This is a genomic window from Runella sp. R5_40, assembly GCF_057652295.1.
In genome coordinates this window covers 304,028-323,543 of the sequence record NZ_JBYFCH010000004.1, presented here as the reverse complement: position 1 = coordinate 323,543, position 19,516 = coordinate 304,028, and the positions used below count along the sequence as shown (strand labels likewise).

Sequence of the window (19,516 nt, the reverse complement as noted above, 5' to 3'; positions counted from 1 at the left end):
CTAACCCATGTTTTACTCTACTCTAATGAAACCGTCTCGTTTTCAAGTGGTTGCTTTTGCTTTAAGCTTAGCACTGCTGCTCGGCCTGTACGGATTTGCCTCTTACCAGCAATCCGAAAAACTGTACAAACATGCAGTAACGGTGACGTTCAAGTCAGGAACGTCTGACACGCAAATCGGCGTGGTTGATAAATCTTTTAAAGGATTAGCTAAATTAAAAATGGTTCGGTCGTACGAATGGGGCGTCGTGGACGATGCCAAAGACCCCGCCCACGTAAAGCATGTCTATGTTTTTACGTTTGGAGATAAGAAGGACTTACCTCTTTACGGTGCTTCTCCCGAACACCAAGCGCACATGAAAGTAGGCGCTGACTACATTGAAGCAGTTAGTGCGGTGCAGTATTTTCAGCAATAAAAAATTTAGTAATACAAAGAGCGGCTACTTTAATTAGATGAATAGCCGCTCTTTTTGTTTTTAGGAACATAATGGACTAGGTTGGTGTTTTGCTCCCATGGATATACTTTACCGCTACCTCCGACCTTATTGGAAACTTATTTTTGTGGCCTTGACATTGGCCGCTATCAACCAAATCTTCTCCCTGCTCGATCCCTACATTTACCGCTTGGTTATCGATCGTTATGCGTCGCACATCAAGGATTTCAACGAAAGCGATTATATATGGGGTGTTTTAAAATACGTTGGGATGGCCGTTGGGGCCGCAATGGTTTCACGGATTGCCAAAAATTTTCAAGATTATTTTATTAGTGTGATTACCCAGCGCGTCGGTACGCAGATTTATACGGACGGGATTAAACACTCGTTGGCGTTGCCTTATCAAGTGTTTGAAGATCAACGAAGTGGTCAAACGTTGGGGGTGTTGCAAAAAGTCAAAACCGATACCGAACGGATGATTACGTCGGTCGTGAACGTCGTTTTTCAATCAGTGATTGGTATTACGTTTGTGATTTTTTACGCCCTGAGCGTGTATTGGCCCATTGCGCCCGTTTATTTTTTGACCATCCCCATCATTGCGTGGTTGAGTTCAGTGTTGAGTAAACGCATCAAGAAAATTCAAACCAAAATTGTGGCCGAAACAACCGCTTTGGCGGGAAGTACGACAGAATCGTTACGAAATATTGAGTTGGTAAAAAGTTTGGGACTGACCGACCAAGAAGTAAAGCGTTTGAATGGAAATACTGAAAAAATTCTGGCATTAGAGCTCCGTAAAGTAAAATTTGTACGGACGCTTGGGTTTGTTCAAGGTACAACCATTAATTTTCTGCGAAGTTGTATTGTTGCGCTGATGCTTTGGCTTATCTTTAAAGAGGTGCTAACGATTGGGCAATATTTTTCACTGTTATTGTATTCATTTTTTATATTTGGCCCACTTCAAGAGTTGGGAAATGTGATACAATTGTACCGAGAAGCAGAGGTGTCTTTGAATAATTTTCGTGAAATTTTGAGTCGTCCCATTGAAGCTAAACCTGCCAAACCTGCCACGCTGACAAAAATTGGAAAGATAGATTTTCAGGGCGTTTCATTTAAACATTTGACCGCTTCGAGAACGGCTTTACAAGATGTTAGTTTTGAGGTTAAAAAAGGTGAAACAATTGCTTTTGCGGGGCCTTCGGGAAGTGGTAAAACTACGCTCATAAAACTCTTAGTGGGCTTGTATGATCCCGAGCAAGGGCACATTAAATACAACGGAATAGATAGCCGAGAAATTGACAAAGATGAGTTGCGTGAGCAAATAGGCTTTGTAGCACAAGATGCTCAGTTGTTTTCAGGTACAATCCGCGAAAATCTTCAGTTTGTAAAGCCATCTGCTACCGATGCCGATTGTTTAGATGTATTGAAAAAAGCAGCGGCCTATTCGCTTTTAAACCGTGCTGATAATGGCCTAGATACCGTGATTGGAGAAGGGGGGATGAAAGTGTCGGGCGGAGAAAAACAACGTTTGTCTATTGCGCGGGCGTTGTTGAGAAACCCCAATTTGTTGATTTTTGATGAAGCTACGTCAGCTTTAGATTCGTTGACCGAGGAAGAAATCACACAAACAATTCGTGATTTATCGAATAATGAGCAGCATATTACCGTTCTTATTGCCCACCGTTTGAGCACAATTATGCACGCTGACCGAATTTTTGTTCTTGAAAAAGGAAAGATGGTAGAAGCGGGAAATCATGAAGATTTGTTGGCTCAAAAAGGGCTTTATTACGCCATGTGGCGTCAGCAAGTTGGAGAAAGTGAAACGATTGGGTAACGATTGGGATATTCGTTCACTTGAAAATGAACACAAACAAAAATCAGATTAATGTATAGTAATGAAATAGCCAATGAGACATTTGTTGATTGATACAGACACAGGCTCGGACGATGCCGTTGCGTTGCTGATGGCGATGAAATCGCCTGATGTAAAGGTAGAAGTAATAACGATTGTGGCGGGAAATGTGCCAGCCGATAAAGCCCTACAAAATGCGCTTTATATGGTCGATTTATGCCAGTATGAAACGAAGGTATATTTGGGCGCAGAAAAGCCGTTGATTCGCCCTTTATTTACCGCTCAGTTTGTTCACGGAGATGATGGAATGGGCGACATTGGGTTAGATTTAAAAGGCCGAAAACCGTTGGAAGGACACGCCGTAGATGCCATCATTGATACCGTAAATAAGTTTCCTAATGAGATTGAAATCATTACGTTAGGGCCGTTGACAAACATGGCATTAGCCTTGGCAAAAGCACCAGAAATTGCCTCTAAAATAAAATCGTGTGTTATCATGGGAGGAGTTGGTTTTGGATATGGAAATATCACGCCTGTATCCGAATACAATATTTGGGTGGATCCAGAAGCTGCCCAAATGGTGTTTCAATCGGGAATGAATATGACAATGGTAGGCTGGGATATTTCAATAAAATATGCGGCGTTTGACCAAAAAGCAACGCAAGAATTACGGAATATTCAAAAGCCTTTGGCCGATTTTGTGGTGGATATTCAAGGCGCAAAAGCACGCTTTACGTCGGAGATAACAGGGGAAATTGGCTTTGATTTACCAGACCCAATAACCGTGGCTGTTGCGCTAGACAGAACCGTCGCAACTGACATAAAAAAACTGTATGTGGAAGTCGTTTTGGGAGAAGGGCTTACCCGTGGGCAAACCATTGTAGATCATACAAATATTCTCAAGCTTAAACCAAATATGGAGGTGGTTTTAGAAGCATCAAGAGAGAAATTTTTAGCCCAATTATATAGCTCATTTGACTAACATTGCTTTCTTAGAAAAATTTCAAAATGGAAAGTCATTTTTGGGGCTTTCCATTTTAATTTAAAGAAAAATTGCTTTGAAATGTTATTTTTTTACCTTTGTGGTTAAAGTAATTTTAACATATATTAAAAAATAACAATGAAAAAGAAAGAAATTAAATTCTTCACACAAGAGGATAATTTTGTCGAAAAGACAAGAGTAGTTAAAGAGGAAGTTTTTGTTCCAGAAGCACATATTACTTCAAATGGTAAATTGAGCTTGCCTTTACCTACCCTCGAATTTTTGGGCGTTGAATCTACTTTGACAGCTCGTTTTAAAGTAGGTGTAGATCAAAACAAAAAAGGATTTGTTGGCCTTTACCTTATCCCTTCAGACGAAAGTGATCCAACTGCCTTCGAGCTTGTTAAAATCGGCCGCGGTTTTTCATTGTTGTTGAAAGGTATTTTTATCAAATTGGGATTGGCTTACAGAACAACTGAATTCCATTTCACAATTAAAAAAATAGATTTGGACGGAATCGGAACGGGCTTTTTTGCAAAGCTTGTTGACGAGAAACCTCGCACCAAAAAAAGTGATGACGGAGACGAAGATTAATCTCTCTTGCTTATTTCTTTGTACAAAAAGCGAAAGCCACCGTTTAGGTGGCTTTCGCTTTTTATTTACTGGTATCCAGCAGTAATTTGACCCGGTACATCATTCCTATACAAAGTAGTGTAATGCTTGAAGTGACAATTCCGAGCGTATCGTAGTGTTCAAGCGGGCTAAAATTTGTTGGTTGAACCACAATTAAACCCGCAATAAAAGAGGCTATTCCACCCGCTATTTGTTGTAAAGATGAATTTACACTCATAAATGCACCTCGGTCTTGTGGGTCAGGAATCGCCGATGTCATGGTGGTAGCGGGCACCATTCTACTCATAATCCCAGCCATCATCGAAACGTTGAAAATAATAATAGCCCAGAGGGGTATAACGGGTAAGCGCGTATAAATAAGCACCATAATAACCATCCAAACGGAGGCAATTGTGAATAAATTAAACTTGTTTATCCGGTCGCTCAAACGCCCAATCATGGGCATCGTAATCAAGGTACTAATGCCTGCTACCATAAAAATAATGGGCAATTGCTGTTGGCTTACTTTTAAGTTATTGACAGCATAAACACTACCAAAAGGCATCATCATATAACCACCAATCGCCAATAATGAGGTGGCCATAAATCCAATTCGATAGTTGCGTTGTGCGATGGTATGCCACAAGTGAGACAGGGCATTTCGCTCCGATTGAATGGCTAAGTGAGCGGTGATAGGCTGAAGTATTTTCAGAATGACAATGGCCAATATAATACTCAGACCGACAATCATAATAAATGGCGCTTGCCAGCCCCAGCCATTGGCCAAATACAAACTGATGGGGATACCCAAAACCTGACTTGTCCCGAATCCCATTTGGACAAAACCCATGACCCGCCCGCGTTGTTGGAGCGAGAATAAATCGGTAATAATAGCCATACTAATGGAGCCAATAACGCCACCGAATAAACCCGTAATGATGCGAGCGGCGACGATGGTTTCGTAAGTGGGTGCCAACCCACAAAAAAGCGTCCCGATGATAAAACCCGTATAGAAAAATAAAAGAAGCTTTTTACGGTCAAATTTGTCCGCAAAACCTGCAGTCAGTAAGCCAGAAATTCCCGCACTAAAGGCATAACTCGAAACGACAAATCCGAATTGGGTTGGAGAGATTTTCATGGATTTCATCAATGAATCTCCCAAGGGAGACATCACCATAAAATCTAAAACTACCGTAAATTGAGTGAGTGCTAGGAGGGCAATAACAATTTTTTGGTAAGATGTAAAAGTTGTTGTTTGGGGTGCTTGCATGTGTGATGAATGAGAGGAAATTAAAAGGATAAATAGGCTTACGTCAATTCTTTTCCTAGAAAGGACGCAAATTCCTTGACGGCTTCGGTTAGAAGAGGGTCGGTTATTGTATCAGAAAAAAAATGAGTTTGAATGCTTACGTTTTCTTTTTGGACGGTTCGGCTCCAAAGTCCTTTAACTTGTCCATTAACGACAATAATGGGCTTGAAAATGCCATTGGCGGTGATGGCAGCCGAAACGTTTGAAGAATCGAGGGAAGCCGCTCGGTTTTTGTAGCTTACCATAAATTCGTCGAAAGAAGGAAGCAAAAAAGTCGTGGGTTGTAATGCAGGTTGGCTATCGGGCAAAAACCAATAGGTTTGATTTTCAATGGTTTCGGATACAAACTCTGCTTTTACAGACTCCAAGCCAGCTTTAGCATCGCTGATTTTTAAGCCCGACCACCATCCAAAATCGTGGAGAGTTGCGGGGCCGTGGCTACGGAAATAACGACGAGCCAAAAGCCCTAAAGATTCTTCTCGGGTATAACTCGGGGCAGGCGTTGCCCGTTCTTCGAGCAAAGCATAGGTGTTATTCTTCCCGTTTTGTTTACCACTGCAAAGAACTCCATTAAGTTCGGCATGAATCAAAATGAGCGAACTACGTCCCTCTGACGTATTTATGCCTGCTAATTCTAAATGGGCCATTAATTCGGCCTTGGTAAGGTGCTTGTGACCTTCAACGGCTTTGGCCAATAACTCGTCTGTGAGATTCAATAAATCACTGCTCAACTCCATTTTTCGGTTATAATGCGCCGAAATTTGATGGATATGCGGGGCAGTCAGGGCGAGCATCCAGCGAATATCTTTGGGAGATACAAGGTGCCAAGTGGGGCGAAGAATATGGGTTCGTAAAATCAAGCCTTCGTCAAGTGCTTGCTCTACTGTTTTGTCAGTAGCGTTTTTGGTGCGAATCCCCACTGCCCATTTGGACATGGGATAGTCTTGTGCTTGAACGGCGCCCAAAAATTCTACTGCATCTTGGGGTTGTAGGAAACCTCTGTCAATGATTTTTTGATTGATTAATCGTTGATGGGCAATGTTTATCATGGCTTAGTTGGTGGGTGTTAACCCTGTTTTTTGCAAGAAAAAGAATTTAAATCAACCGCTTGATGACCTTTATTTCATCGCTGATGAATTGATTATGAAGACGTTGATGGTCTTGGTAGTTGAATACTTGCCCATCTGTGCGGACGTTTTCGATGAGCGAAAAATCGAGCGTTTCTACTAACCAGCCTGCTTGTTGTGGAGGTGTTTGGGCAACGATACCTTCCTCGGGTAGTTTTTTATCGGGAGGGCAATACATGGCTGTGTAGCCATAATTAATGTCCACCGCTGGTGACCACTCGGCATTTCCGACAGTTTGAGAAACAACTACGTACGCTTGGTTTTCTAAGGCCCTTGCGCGCGCGCCTACGTGAACGCGGGTGGCTCCTCGGATGGTTTCGGTACAGCTCGGAGCGAGAATTAATGATGCTCCTGCTGAACAAAGACGTTGAGCGCCAATGCTAAATTCGACATCATAACAAATTTGAACGCCAAAACTTCCCCAATCTCCTTCAAAAAGTGTAAGCACCTTTGGCGCAGATTGTATTCCCCATTCTTCGTCTTCAAAACGCGTCATAAAAAACTTGTCTTGGTAGCCAATCAATCCTTTTGGTGAAAATACAAAAGCGCGATTGTAAGGCTTGCCATCTTCGACCACAGGGAGGCTGGGTGCAACAATACAAACTTGGTATTTACGGGCTAAATTCTCGAAAACTTGGCAAAAATCTCCTTGCAAGGCACTTAATTCAATCACTTGTTGGCGAATGTCTTGGCGGATTTCGGGCGAAAGAATGCTTACTATTTCCATCGAACCGTATTCGGGGAAAAGAAGCAATTGGGCTTTTTGGTGGGCCGCTTGGGCTACCCATTTTTCGGTATGAATCACCCATTCGTCCCAATTTTTATGTTCGGTGATGGGGTATTGGGCGGTGGCGAGTGTTAGTTTCATGCAAAGTAAAAATCGCCCTAGAGGGGTGTCTCTTAGGGCGAAGCGTAAAATTATAAAGTATGTATCCAGTACACCATCGGTTTTACCGTGGGCTGCGTATCCCCGAGGTCGAGCCATTCAAAGGAACTTTGCAACGATGGTTCTTTTTCGTAGCCTCGTTTTGTCCAAAAAGCGTCGTTGGGACGGTAATCTTGGGGCTGGGCGGGGTGGTTATCTCGAACCACAGCGCAAAAACAGGTGGTTGTAAATGTGCCAAAACTGCGCGCGTGGGCTTCACGTTCGTCAAAAAAACGGTGTCCTAAGCCCAGTCCACGGTAAGCAGGTAAGAGAATACTTTCACCAAAATAAAAAATGGAATGAATGTCGAATCCTGCTTCTTCAAAAGGCAAACGTACTTCGGGGGTTTCGTCGGCCAAAGGAATGCAGGTAGTAGCGCCTACCATTTCGGAGCCGTCATATACCGAAAATAAAAACGAACGTTCTGAATTCGCATACGTTTGAAGGTATTCTTTTTCGTGTTCGAGGGTACCTTCGTAGAGGTAAGGAAAGTCGCGAAAAACGGCGATGCGTAATTTTCCCAGTCCTTCAAATACCGACGCAATTTCAGCGCCGCGTTTGGTGTCAAAAGAAAGTGTTGTGTGCATTTTTGTCTTTTGGTCAGACTACATACGGTCAGACGATAGTCAGACCGAATGTGTAGTGGTTACGGTCTGACTATCGTCTGACCGAATTAAGATACTAATTTAATCCAAAGTGGTAAATTATAGTAAGTAGTAACGCGGGTGATTTTTCCCTCTTTTACTTCTAAAAATGCACCAGCGGGTAGTACGTATTTTTGTCCGTGGGCGGGTGGGAGGCCTTCTTCGGCTTGTTTATAGGTACCATTTACGACAAATTCGGCCGCAATACGGGTTTCGTCCGACGATGAAAAGAAGACCATGCCAGTCAAAGTTTCGTCGTAGGCATCGTCCATTTTCTGCATAAACTCAGTAAATTTTTCATTTCCGATGCGGACTTCTCCTTGGTTAGGCTCGTGCCGAACTTCGGGGTGGAGCAAGTCTAACATTCCTTGCCAGTTTTTTTGATTAAAGTGGGAGTAATACTGTTGAACGATTTCTAGTGCAGTCATTTAGATACTATTTTGATTCATTGATAATGCTTATTACTTCTTCTTCGGCCAATCCAACGATTTTTGAAAGTATTGAAATGGATAAACCTTCTTGTTGACCATTGAGAATAATTTCTCTGGCTTTTTCCAATTTTCCCTCTTCTTTGGCTAAATCCAAAGAGTTTTTAAGATCACGATAGTACTTTAAGCTATCTTCGTAGGACAGAATTTCTTCTTTACTAAATTTGGCGATTTCAGCTACGTCAAAAAGGCGTTCAAAAATCTTCTCTTGTAATTTTTCAGGGATTTTTTTCAGACGATTAAGGTTACGCAAGACATAAAGCCATTTCTCAAATCTAGTATCCAACTCCTCCAAACTTTTTTGAAATTTGGGCATTTCTAAGTAAATGAAGGTAAGCTTGTTATAAAATACTCTACAGGTGTGAATATCAGTTAATTTAACATCATAACGATATTTGTTTTTATCGGTTTTGTCCTCATCAAATACAAAGTCTAAAATGGCAATAGTATAAACTGCTTTCAATTCATAATTCCAATCTGATTGTTTTGCTTGCTCACGAATTGGGAAGGTAGAGTAATAAAGCGTTCGGTCTTTGAAGAAATTTTGTTTGGACTTTTGAAGCTCAACTATAAATTTTTCGCCACGTTCGTTTTCGCAATATAAATCGAAAATAGCTTTACGATCACTTTCACCTAGTCCAAGATGTTCATTTTTTAGATACGTAAGATTTTTGATTTTACCTTCTTGCTCTTTTAAAAGCTCATTCAGAAAATCGAGAAGTAAGTCCTTATTGGGTTCTTCGCCAAAAAGCTTTTTGAACCCAAAATCTGTAAAAGGATTTATGTATTTTTCGGCAATGATGGACATAAGTACAAAGTATATAAGGCAAATTTATTCAAAACAATAGCGATTGCCAAACCAAAAGCCCCAGCAACCCGTGCTGAGGCTTTTGGTTTTAATTAGCCTCTAGTTCGGTACAGGGTTCCGTTTTCTACCACATACAGCATTCCGTCCATGGCCACAATGAGGGTTACTTCACTAAGCAAACCTTTTTCGCCAATTTGCTGATAGGCGCCATTTTTATCTGTTTTGAAGAGCGTTCCATCTTTTTCTACGCTCCACAAATAACCTCCGTCAGCCACCATCGCAACGGTATTGGCCCAGTCTCCGACTTTTCCCACTTGTTGCCATCTTAGCAATCGGATATTGGTTTTGTAGAGTGTTCCTTTCTCGACTGTCCATAAATGATTGTCCATTGACTCCAACATTTCTGCTTCGCCAAACTCGCCATTGGCCCCGATTTGTGTCCAAGAGCCATCTTTGTTGGTTTCGTAGAGCGTTCCGTTTGTTTCAATGCTATAGAGCTTTCCGTTGAGAGAAACCATGCCAGCTGTTTCTTTCCAATCACCTTGTTTCCCAACCCGTTGCCACGTACTTGCGCGGGGATTAGTACGGTACAAGTCGCCATCTTCAACAGTCCAAATTTCGCCGTCCATGGCAACCAAGAAATTAGCATTGTCAAATTCACCTTTTGCCCCGATTTGTTCATAATTTCCGTTTTTATCAGTTCGGAAAAGTGTACCATTTTTTTCAATACTGTACAAAAAACCATTCATCGAAACAACATCAAGGGTATTTTCCCAATCCCCTTTTTTGCCTACTTGTTCCCATCGTTGCGCAAGGGTAAATTCAGTGGTGGTAAGTAGTAAACCAACCAAAACAAGCGTGTATGAAAGTAACGTTTTCATTAAAGTATGTGAGTTTATTATTTCGGGGGTAAATGTACCAAAGAAAAACCCTAGTCCTTGCGAACTAGGGTTAACTTGTAAAAAAAACGATAATAATGGTCTATTTTTCTCCCGACATTTTACCCGTTTTTGAACCTGTATTTATGGCAGAAGCATTTTTTACGTATTTATCAAGCCAGCCACCCATTTCGTACAACATGTGCAAAAGGGATTCTTTGGCCGTATAACCATGACTTTCGTAAGGCAAAAAGACCAATTTGGTCGTAGCGCCCATCCCTTTTAACGCATTGTAGTAACGTTCCGACTGAATGGGGAATGTCCCCGTGTTGTTGTCGGCTTCTCCGTGAATGAGCAACAACGGCGTTTTCATTTTGTCGGCATTCATAAACGGCGACATTTTGTTGTACACATCAGGGGCTTGCCAGTAAGTGCGTTGTTCGTTTTGGAAACCAAAGGGAGTGAGCGTACGGTTGTAAGCGCCAGAACGTGCAATGCCTGCTTTGAACAAGTTGCTGTTAGAGAGTAAGTTAGCGGTCATAAAGGCGCCGTAGGAGTGTCCACCCACACCGACGCGATTGGCATCAACAACGCCTAGACGCACGCCTTCGTCGATGGCCGCTTTGGCACTAGCCACGAGTTGTTCTACGTAGGTGTCGTTTGGTTCTTTGTCGCCTTCACCCACGATTGGAATGGAAGCATTTTCAAGTACGGCATAGCCCATCGTGGCAAAAGCGGCACCCGTCCAGTAGCTAATGCGGTTAAACTGATACGGCGAACCACTTACTTGACCAGCAGCAGCAGCGCTTTTAAACTCGGCAGGATACGCCCACAGGAACGAAGGAAGCGGCCCATCTTCTTTTTTGTAGCCTGGAGGCAAAAGCAAGGTAGCCGTCAAATCCACGCCATCGGAGCGCTTGTAGCGAAGTTGTTGTTTCTGAATACCTTTCCATTGCGGATAAGGATGCGGGAAAAACGTTACTTGCGTAAGCGCGGGTTCGGCGGGCTTTTTGCCCTTTTTAGGTGCAGGGTTTAGGTTACGGATGAAATAGTTTGGTTGTTCCTCTTGTGATTCACGTGAGGTGAGAATCAACCCTTTTTCGGCGTTTAAAATACTGATAGGGCGCTCAAAATAAGGGGCTTCCGAACGCCAAAGACGCTTGGTTTGTTTGGTAGCTAAGTTAAATACATCCACAAAAGGACGGTCACCTTCGGGCGAAGCACCTTGGCCTGTGAGGTAAATGTCGTTGGTAGGGGTAATGTCCAAAACCCTTTCGCCGTATTGGTTCTTCTTTAATTCTGGCGAACCAGGGTTATTATAACGGTCTTCCGAAGAACGGTCGAACAAAACAACAGGATTGGCAGGACTGCTTGGATTTACCAATTTGGTAATGGTTTTACGGGTGGCATACCAGCGTTCTGAGAAAAGTGCCGTTTGGGCATTTCCCCACGTCACGCCCCCAAAACGGAAAGCTGCCGCATAAATTTCTTTAGGTTCGCCCGTAAATGGCGCATCTGAGGTCAAAACTACGTCACGGATAGCGATTTTCTTTTTAGGGTCGCCACCGTCGCGTGCCTCTACCCAGTAGAGCGTGGCAGGGGCGTCGTTGCGCCAATTGTGCCCACGCTGACCCGAAGGCGCGGCGTCAGGCCCCCAAGGAACGTTTTCGAGGAGGGGAATGTCGATTTGAGTTTTTACAAACGTCCCATTGGATTCGTAAATATCGACTTTCGATGGAAAGCGATTAACAGTTACCAAATAAGAAAACGGCCGATGAACGGTTTCGAGTAACACGTACTTACCGTCGGGTGAAGGTGAAGAGGTTGCGATGATCCCAACGTTTCCAATCGGTTGTAGGCTTCCGTCGAGTCCTAGCTTCATGGCCTGAGAAGTGGCGTAATACTCAAATTGTTTTTCGTCCGATGGGCTTTTAAGCAAATCTTGGAAGGTTGCGGCTTGGGCTTTAGTTCCAAGGTTTTCTTGAACGGTAGGCCCCGTCGGTACGCGGCTGATTTCAGGAGCGGCGCCACGGCTGGCAGGAATCCCGCGAATGATAAACGATTGGCTGTCGGACAACCATTGATAAGGAACTCCTAAAACGGCGTTGAGTGCAACATCGCTTACTTTGCGCGCGGCAGCGCTGTTGATGTCCAAAACGTATAGCTCAATTTTAGCGTCGGTGGTGTTGGTAAAAGCTACCTTGGTTTCGTCGGGCGACCACTGAACGTTTGATAACTGTGGGTTGGTAGGTAAACCCGTCACCTGTACGTCGGTGGCATTGGCAGCTACACGGCGGAGCTTGAGGTTGTTGATAAACACGGCACGACTAGGGCCGCTGGTGGCGGGGTTGATGCGTAAACCTGCCAATCGAAGTTCGGGCTGTGAAAGTTCGGCGATGGTGGTAGTGGAGGTGTTTCGCTCCGACACCAGCATCCATTGACCTTTGCTATCGACACTGACCGATGGAGTTGGGGGAGCCGTGACCAAATCGGCCAGGGCTTTGGGTGGTAGCTGGTACCCCGCATTGTCTTGGGCAAAGGCCGAAAAACCGACCAAGCACCCGACAAAGAATAGCGCTTTTTTCATGGGTTTTAGTTGTTTGATTTGTTGCAAGTTAAATCAAATCGCCCTGCCTTGGGTCTAAAACCTACCAAAACAAAAAAGGAGGCGTCGAACCTCCCTTTTTTGTCGCTTTATGTTCGGCTCCTAACGGCTTACGTAGCGTTTGCCGTTGGAATATTTAAAATCGTTAGAGCCTTCAAAATCGGTACTTTGGAAGTCGGTATCGTTCGAGAAGCTGGTGTATTTGAAGTCGGCATGGCGCTGGAAACGGCCGCTTTTGAAGGACACTCCGTCGTGGAAATGAGCGTATTTGAAGTCGGCGTAGTCGCGGAAACGAGCGTTTTTGAAATACACTTGGTCGTCAAAATCCGCATACTTGAAGTTAGCATATTCGCTAAACAGATTGCCCGAAAATGACGCCTCACCCTTAAAATGTGCGTATTTGAAATTGGCTTGCTGGCTAAATTTCGTGCCCGAAAAGTTGGCTACGCGGGCAAAGTTTGAGTATTTAAACTCAGAATCTCCTTCAAAAGTACAGTTTTCAAACACCACATTTTCAGTAAAATCAGTGGAATAGGTTGTGCTCGATTCGCCTAATTCAATGTTGAAACCTGCGATACTTTTACGTTTTCCGTCTTTTGAGAGGTTTTTGTACGCAATGACATCTCCTTTGAAAGTACAATTTCTGAATACAACGGGTACTTCAACGGTACTTTTGTATTCGTCCCAAGACGCTTTGTTGTTCTTGCGTTTTTTGTTGGACAACTCCGTTAAATCCAGCGTTCCTACTACTACGACGCCGTCGTATTGGATTTGTTGTTTTTTGTCAATCGCCTCAAAAATACTTTTGGCTGAAACTTCTTTTTGTGCAAAACTGACAAAAGATACGCAGATGGCGAAAACAAAGATGGAAAGGCGTTTCATGGTTGTGTGCTTTTTAGTGTTAAAATGGCTTTTGTTATAAGATGCCAAAAAGCACAGCTTGGTTGCACGAGAGTTGAAAAAATTATTCTTTAGCTCGCGAGCGACCAAATAAATCGAACCGCTTTCCGAGCTGTGCTTCCATGTCGCTCAATTCAATTTTGAGGGCGTGAATCGAAATGGTAATCTCCCAAATGGAAAGCATAAGGGCGATAATTTGCATGAGAAGCGCTACAAAAAATAGGGCTTGGGCAAAGGGTTGGTAATGTAGATAAATGGCCAACATCGAAACCGCACTTAGCAACAGGCTGGTGACAATGATAAACTGAATGTTGCGGATGATGTGAACCCGACGGTGAAGGTGCTTGATTTGGTCCACGTAATTTTTGTCGGGATTTTGTCGAAATTTATCGTGAAGTTCACGAATTAAGCTCGCAATCGCCAAATAGCGATTCGTAAAAGCAATCATCATCAACGAGACCGTTGAAAATAAAATAGCTGGAGTCGAGATAGAAAGTTCCATGTAAAATGAACAAATGAGACTATGTGAGAATGAGTGATATTGTCGTACTTTGTGGCTAAATTTTGCTTCGGATGAAAGAAAACGTATTTGACTCCCACAAATTTAATCTTTGGAAAGGTCGATTGTTGAAAAATGGCCTCAATATTCATCAAATTGATGAAAAATTTACCCGCCACAACCATAAAGGTGAGGCATTGTTTTCACTACTCATGCTCGATGCCACTACGCCTGAAGGTGATAAAATTCCCCCTATTTGTTTTTTAAAAGGAGAAGTGCTTTGCGTATTGGTATGTTTGATTGATGAACTAACGAAAGAAAAATATTTGCTTTTGGTACGTCAAAGGCGTATCTGTGACGGGTCGCTCACGTACGAACATCCCGCAGGAATGCTCGACAGCGAATCGGACGCTTACAAAGTGGCCGCCAAAGAGGTATGGGAAGAGACTGGGATTGAAGTGTCACAAAGTCAGCTGGTTAGGCTCATGGATGCTCCTGCGTATCCTTCAACGGGCACAAGCGATGAAGCGATGTACTATTTTTATTGTGAGATAGAGCTTCCCAAAGAAAAAATCATGTCGTACGACCAGCGATTTATGGGGGAAGCCTCTGAACATGAGCGGATTGTAACTTGTGTTTTGCCATTTTTGGAAGGCCACCGACTCATCAACAACGTCAATGGTATTTTACTTGATTTCCTATACCTAAAAGCAATAGGAGATTGGGAGTTGCTGAAGCAGTTATAACTAGGATTGGTATGATTTTTTAGTAGTATGAATACTATACAATTAACCAAAAATCAGCTACTGCCATGTCAAAAATTCACGATATCGCCGCCAAATACCAGATAACCGAAGCAACTGTACGGACGTTATTGGAAGGATTACAAACCACAAGTGGTTTTCAAGTGCAATTCAACAGTGCCGAATTGGGAGGAATGGGGCAGTGGCAATCAGGAATGGTGATGATTGGCGACATGTTCAACGATGGACTCAAGGCCAAAGTAGCCGCTTTGTGTGCGGAACTTGCGTCGTTTGTGCGCGAGCATCAAGCTACGCAACCCGAGGAAACAGAAAAGAAAGATGCCACCGTGGCTGCTCCCATCAAAACCATTCCTGCGACGTTCAGTGGTAGTCAAAACGGGACAAAATATGCCTATTATGCCCCTCAAAATGTGTTGCAGATTGAAGAAGAAGACAAAATAGCCCGTTACAGTACCGAAGGCTTGACCCTTTGGGGGGTGCAGCAAGCACAGGATGGAACTGGAAAAAAACTGAAATTTACCCACGCAGGCGGCACGATTACCGTCGATGACCTCAAACCTGCGGTAGAATAACCAAGACTTTCCAAGTTTAATTTAACAGAAACCAGGTTGAACGCATTAAAAAGAAAAAGTGACTATTTATTGCTCCAGAGGAGCCAAATCTTCGTAGAAAGAAATAATTACCTCCCCCCTAAAGCCCCTTCGGGGCGGCCGACGCTCGGTGACCTCTTTCACTACAAAGGTTTTGCCTCTCCGAGGCTGTTTTTTTAAATGTGTTTAACCTTAGCAGAAACAAGAAACTTGGAAAGTCTCAATAAACTTAAACCCAATTTAACCTTTTATGTCATCAACAGTACTCGAACGGTTTCTAAGATACGTTCAAATTGATACCCAATCAGATCCTAATTCCACGTTACAACCTTCGACCGAAAAACAGAAAAACCTGAGTCGGATGTTGGTGACCGAATTGTTTGAGATGGGGGTTGTGGATGCCCACCTCGACGAACACGGCTATGTATATGCAACCCTTCACGCCAATACGGATAAATTAAACGTTCCTGTCATTTGCTTTTGTTCACACGTGGATACCTCTCCCGATTGCTCAGGTGCGGGTGTCAAACCGATTGTTCACAAGGCTTGGGAAGGCACAGACATTGTACTACCCGACGACCCTGCGCAGGTGATTCGTCGCTCGGAACACCCTGATTTAGACGCACAAATTGGCAATGACATCGTGACTGCCAGCGGCACCACGTTATTGGGGGCTGACAACAAAGCAGGGGTTTCCGAAATCATGGATGCCGTACGTTATTTGTTGGAACACCCTGAAATTAAGCACGGTACGATTAAAATCCTCTTTACACCCGACGAAGAAATTGGTCGAGGAACAAATAAAGTGGACCTCGCCAAGTTAGGTGCCGATTTTGGCTATACCATCGACGGCGAAAGCCTTGGGTCGTTTGAAGACGAAACCTTCAGTGCCGACGCCGTAAAAATTACCATTCGTGGCATCAGTGCCCATCCAGGTTTTGCCAAAGGGAAACTCGAAAATGCCCTTAAAATTGCGGCGGATGTGATTGCCGCTTTGCCAAAAGACGCCCTTTCGCCCGAAACGACCGAAGAAAAACAAGGGTTTATCCACCCGACAAACATCGAAGGAATCCAAGAAAAAGTGACCCTTGGCTTCATCATTCGCGATTTTACGGTGGCAGGGCTACACGAAAAAGAAGCCTACCTCAAAGGGATTCTTGACCAAGTTTTACAACAATATCCCCATTCAACGGCCGATTTTGAGGTCATTGAACAATACCGAAACATGAAAGAAGTGCTTGATAACCACCCGCATGTCTCGGAATACGTATGGGAAGCAATCCGCCGCTCAGGGTTGACTCCGTTAAAAAGAAGCATCCGAGGTGGAACCGATGGCTCTCGACTTTCCTTCATGGGCTTGCCTTGCCCCAATATTTTTACAGGTGGTCATGCTTTTCATTCAAAATTGGAATGGGTTTCGGTTCAAGATATGCAAAAAGCAGTCGAGGTAATCGTGAACCTTTGCCAAATTTGGGAAGAAAAACACTAATGCTACATGATAGAAAGCAACACCGCGCACGAAAGAGTAAATGCGAACGAAGTTTTGGTTTTTAGTTTGGGCGCGGTGTTTTGCTTTTTATGGGTTATTTAAAGACGTTTCTTCCAAAAGGTTGTCCAGTACGGGCGATGGTTTCAAAGGCCGATTGATGACGTAGAAACCAAGTCAAAAAACGTTTGAACAAGTTCTTAGATTGAGCAAGTTCAAAATAGGCTTTAATGTGTTCAAAATTAATTGCGATCATGGTATTGCTGTTTGATGAATGTACCACAAAGGTCGGAATAATACAAATAAAGCCCAAATTGTGAATTGGAAAAGTACAATTAATGGGTGGCCAAATGCCAAGAACACCCAAAAGTTGTTGTGTGAGTACAGTAAGTTCTTGATAAAATGATAGGCTATTTTGATATAAAAAGTGGCCTTTTTTTGGTTTTAAATGTTAATTCAAAACAAATTGTTAATGATATTACAAGCGGGAAAGTATGCGTTTTTATACGAACAAGGGAGCATTCGTCAGTTAAAACATCAAGGGAAAGAAGTAGTTCGGATGATTTATTTTGCCTTACGTGACCACAATTGGGGCACGTTTGACAAAGTTATTTTTGATGAAGTTGTTCAAAAAGAGGATACTAGCTTTCAAATTCATTATAAGTGTAACCACGTAGATGAAACTTCAACGCCGATTTTTGAGTGGGAGGTAGCTATCAATGGCGCCTACGATGGTACAATTAGCTTTGAAATTTCTGGAAAAGCATTGACGGACGTGTGGAGCAACAGAGCTGGGTTTTGCGTGTTACATCCTATCAAAGGAATCGCGAATCAGCCCGTTTCGCTTCTTCATGAAGATGGTGCCAGTTCTACGTCTATTTTTCCCCAATACATTTCGCCAGAAGACCCTTTTTTGATGATTCGTTCGATGACTTGGCAAGTGGCGGGAGGAGCGGCGTATCAAATGGATTTTGAGGGAGATACGTTTGAAACCGAAGACCAGCGAAATTGGGGAGATGCGTCCTTTAAAACGTTTTGTACACCTTTGTCCAAGCCATTTCCTGTTTTGCATAAAAAAGGAAACACTGTTTTTCAACGAATTACGCTCCATCCGCCCATTGAAAATCCAACGTTAGAAATTAAGTCAGAAGAAGCCGTTTTACCCCCAAAAGCAACCTCCTTTCAACTGGGAATTGGGGCTTCGGTTGAATCGGCAGCATTGACAAAGGAAGCCATCGACCAGTTGAAAAAGCTACAGTTGACGCATTATCGCATCGACCTTACACTTCCTTCCGCCTCGTGGATTACTGAATTTTCTACCCATTGCGAAAATGCCTTTGACCTTGGTTTGCCTTTGGAAGTAGCCCTTACGATAGGAGAAGAGGAAGAAAAAAACTTGGAAGAATTTGTGTTTATCTGTCAACAGAATCGCTTGAATATCAGTAGTGTTTTGTTGTTTTCGACAAATGAGGTAACTACGCCGCAACGAATCATTGACCTAATTCCAACTTTAAAAAATCAACTTCCAAACGTAAAATTTGGGGTAGGTACCAATTACAATTTTACGGAACTAAACCGCAACCGTTTTGAGGCCAAAGAAGCCGATTTTGTCACGTTTTCCTATCATCCGCAGGTACACGCCTTCGACAATCTTACGATTTTAGAAAATGCCGAAACGCTGGAATACCAAGTAGAAAGTGCCGAACATTTGTATGATAAACCCGTTCACATCAATTTTATTTCGCTACGAGCCCGCGCCAATCCGTACGCTTTTTCCCCTGCCGATGTTCAAATTCCCCTTTCAAAACAAATAGACCCACGCCAATCGACAGGTTTTGCAAAAGATTGGTTATCAGAGGTTTGGGATAGTCTGTCGGCAAGCAGGGTGGCTTCTGTGACGCTTTTACGTACGGTAGGTCAACTGGGGATTCTTTCCCTAGAAGGGAATCCGTATCCTGCGTTTGAAATATTTCCCAAAAAAAATCACCGTTGACCGCAAGTTTTTAGAAGAAGGTGCATCTAAACGAATAAATCTGATTCCATTTGAACGATTTAGAACTTCTTCAAGGACTACAATCACGCCAAGCGGTGGCGTTTCGATACTTAGTTGAGCACTATCAAACGAAAGTGTTTAATACGGTATTGGCCATTGTTCAGCACCCCGAAGAAGCAGAAGACGTCGCTCAAGAGGTGTTTATGGAAGTGTATGAGTCGATTGATACGTTTAGGGGTGAAGCCAAGGTAAGCTCATGGATTTACCGAATTGCCACAACCAAAGCTTTAGAAGCGTATCGGAAAAAGAAGGCTCAAAAGCGATGGGGAGGTTTTTTGAGTAGTTTATTTGGGGAAAACAACGAAGCCGTGTACGAACCGATTGATTTTGTGCATCCAGGGGTCGAATTGGAAAATAAAGAACGGGCGTCGGTGCTGTTCAAGGCCATCAATCAGTTGTCGGATAACCAAAAAATTGCCTTCACCCTGCACCACGTGGAGGGACTGAGCTATCAGGAGATTACGGAAGTGATGCAAGTGTCGTTGTCGTCGGTGGAATCGTTGATGTTTCGAGCTAAAACGAATCTAAAATCTTTGTTGAAAACGTATTATACATCTCAATAGC

General features: G+C 43.2%; 20 protein-coding genes. 9 read left to right on the top strand and 11 right to left on the bottom strand.

Translation table 11 applies throughout. The features are described from left to right. Positions 1 to 7 precede the first annotated feature (7 nt). The 4 genes from AC23N5_RS10660 to AC23N5_RS10645 all read left to right on the top strand — a co-directional run bounded on the left by AC23N5_RS10660 (position 8) and on the right by AC23N5_RS10645 (position 3,858). Complete coding sequence (locus tag AC23N5_RS10660) at positions 8 to 415, top strand: Dabb family protein (protein WP_487755549.1); 408 nt, start codon at positions 8 to 10, stop codon at positions 413 to 415. A 97-nt stretch (positions 416 to 512) separates the two neighbouring features. Further along, on the top strand, positions 513 to 2,264 hold the full coding sequence (locus AC23N5_RS10655; protein ID WP_487755548.1) for an ABC transporter ATP-binding protein: 1,752 nt from the start codon (positions 513 to 515) through the stop codon (positions 2,262 to 2,264). A gap of 73 nt (positions 2,265 to 2,337) precedes the next feature. Next, on the top strand, positions 2,338 to 3,264 hold the full coding sequence (locus AC23N5_RS10650; RefSeq protein ID WP_183972322.1) for a nucleoside hydrolase: 927 nt from the start codon (positions 2,338 to 2,340) through the stop codon (positions 3,262 to 3,264). 138 nt (positions 3,265 to 3,402) lie between these two features. Further along, a complete protein-coding gene (locus tag AC23N5_RS10645) occupies positions 3,403 to 3,858 on the top strand; it encodes a hypothetical protein (RefSeq protein ID WP_183972323.1) in 456 nt (151 codons plus the stop codon). Between the two features lie 61 nt (positions 3,859 to 3,919). Here the strand turns inward: AC23N5_RS10645 and AC23N5_RS10640 are convergent, their stop codons facing one another. From AC23N5_RS10640 to AC23N5_RS10595, 10 genes are all read right to left on the bottom strand, one after another. Further along, positions 3,920 to 5,146 carry an MFS transporter gene (locus tag AC23N5_RS10640; RefSeq protein ID WP_487755547.1) on the bottom strand — a complete coding sequence of 409 codons (1,227 nt, stop codon included), beginning with the start codon at positions 5,144 to 5,146 and terminating at the stop codon, positions 3,920 to 3,922. 38 nt (positions 5,147 to 5,184) lie between these two features. Next, the gene (locus tag AC23N5_RS10635) at positions 5,185 to 6,234 is read right to left on the bottom strand and encodes a winged helix DNA-binding domain-containing protein (RefSeq protein ID WP_487755546.1); all 1,050 of its coding nucleotides are present in this window, start codon (positions 6,232 to 6,234) and stop codon (positions 5,185 to 5,187) included. A 46-nt stretch (positions 6,235 to 6,280) separates the two neighbouring features. After that, positions 6,281 to 7,180 carry a carbon-nitrogen hydrolase family protein gene (locus AC23N5_RS10630; RefSeq protein ID WP_487755545.1) on the bottom strand — a complete coding sequence of 300 codons (900 nt, stop codon included), beginning with the start codon at positions 7,178 to 7,180 and terminating at the stop codon, positions 6,281 to 6,283. A gap of 50 nt (positions 7,181 to 7,230) precedes the next feature. Beyond that, positions 7,231 to 7,824: a GNAT family N-acetyltransferase gene (locus AC23N5_RS10625; protein ID WP_183972327.1), complete on the bottom strand. Its 594-nt coding sequence runs from the start codon at positions 7,822 to 7,824 to the stop codon at positions 7,231 to 7,233. A gap of 86 nt (positions 7,825 to 7,910) precedes the next feature. Next, positions 7,911 to 8,309, bottom strand: a complete 399-nt coding sequence (locus AC23N5_RS10620; protein WP_487755544.1) for a ketosteroid isomerase-related protein — start codon at positions 8,307 to 8,309, stop codon at positions 7,911 to 7,913. Between the two features lie 7 nt (positions 8,310 to 8,316). Further along, complete coding sequence (locus AC23N5_RS10615) at positions 8,317 to 9,177, bottom strand: Rpn family recombination-promoting nuclease/putative transposase (RefSeq protein ID WP_487755543.1); 861 nt, start codon at positions 9,175 to 9,177, stop codon at positions 8,317 to 8,319. A 92-nt stretch (positions 9,178 to 9,269) separates the two neighbouring features. Then, positions 9,270 to 10,058: a hypothetical protein gene (locus AC23N5_RS10610; protein WP_487755542.1), complete on the bottom strand. Its 789-nt coding sequence runs from the start codon at positions 10,056 to 10,058 to the stop codon at positions 9,270 to 9,272. Between the two features lie 100 nt (positions 10,059 to 10,158). Then, positions 10,159 to 12,642, bottom strand: coding sequence for a S9 family peptidase (locus AC23N5_RS10605; protein ID WP_487755541.1), 2,484 nt, complete (start codon positions 12,640 to 12,642; stop codon positions 10,159 to 10,161). A gap of 120 nt (positions 12,643 to 12,762) precedes the next feature. After that, entirely contained in the window at positions 12,763 to 13,542 is a 780-nt protein-coding gene (locus tag AC23N5_RS10600; protein ID WP_487755540.1) for a pentapeptide repeat-containing protein, read from the bottom strand. 82 nt (positions 13,543 to 13,624) lie between these two features. Next, positions 13,625 to 14,062 carry a DUF2721 domain-containing protein gene (locus AC23N5_RS10595; protein ID WP_487755539.1) on the bottom strand — a complete coding sequence of 146 codons (438 nt, stop codon included), beginning with the start codon at positions 14,060 to 14,062 and terminating at the stop codon, positions 13,625 to 13,627. A 71-nt stretch (positions 14,063 to 14,133) separates the two neighbouring features. On the opposite strand from AC23N5_RS10595, the gene AC23N5_RS10590 reads away from it, so the two are divergent. From AC23N5_RS10590 to pepT, 3 genes are all read left to right on the top strand, one after another. Next, a complete protein-coding gene (locus AC23N5_RS10590) occupies positions 14,134 to 14,805 on the top strand; it encodes an NUDIX hydrolase (protein ID WP_487755538.1) in 672 nt (223 codons plus the stop codon). Between the two features lie 65 nt (positions 14,806 to 14,870). Then, positions 14,871 to 15,395, top strand: coding sequence for a hypothetical protein (locus AC23N5_RS10585; RefSeq protein ID WP_487755537.1), 525 nt, complete (start codon positions 14,871 to 14,873; stop codon positions 15,393 to 15,395). A gap of 268 nt (positions 15,396 to 15,663) precedes the next feature. Continuing rightward, positions 15,664 to 16,902, top strand: coding sequence for a peptidase T (pepT, locus tag AC23N5_RS10580; protein WP_487755536.1), 1,239 nt, complete (start codon positions 15,664 to 15,666; stop codon positions 16,900 to 16,902). 94 nt (positions 16,903 to 16,996) lie between these two features. Here pepT and AC23N5_RS10575 read toward each other — a convergent pair whose 3' ends face one another. Further along, a complete protein-coding gene (locus tag AC23N5_RS10575) occupies positions 16,997 to 17,155 on the bottom strand; it encodes a hypothetical protein (protein ID WP_487755535.1) in 159 nt (52 codons plus the stop codon). Positions 17,156 to 17,371: 216 nt separating this feature from the next. On the opposite strand from AC23N5_RS10575, the gene AC23N5_RS10570 reads away from it, so the two are divergent. After that, positions 17,372 to 18,892, top strand: coding sequence for a D-apionate lactonase family protein (locus AC23N5_RS10570; RefSeq protein ID WP_487755534.1), 1,521 nt, complete (start codon positions 17,372 to 17,374; stop codon positions 18,890 to 18,892). A gap of 50 nt (positions 18,893 to 18,942) precedes the next feature. After that, positions 18,943 to 19,515, top strand: a complete 573-nt coding sequence (locus AC23N5_RS10565) for an RNA polymerase sigma factor (protein ID WP_183972337.1) — start codon at positions 18,943 to 18,945, stop codon at positions 19,513 to 19,515. The last annotated feature ends 1 nt before the right edge of the window (position 19,516 follow it).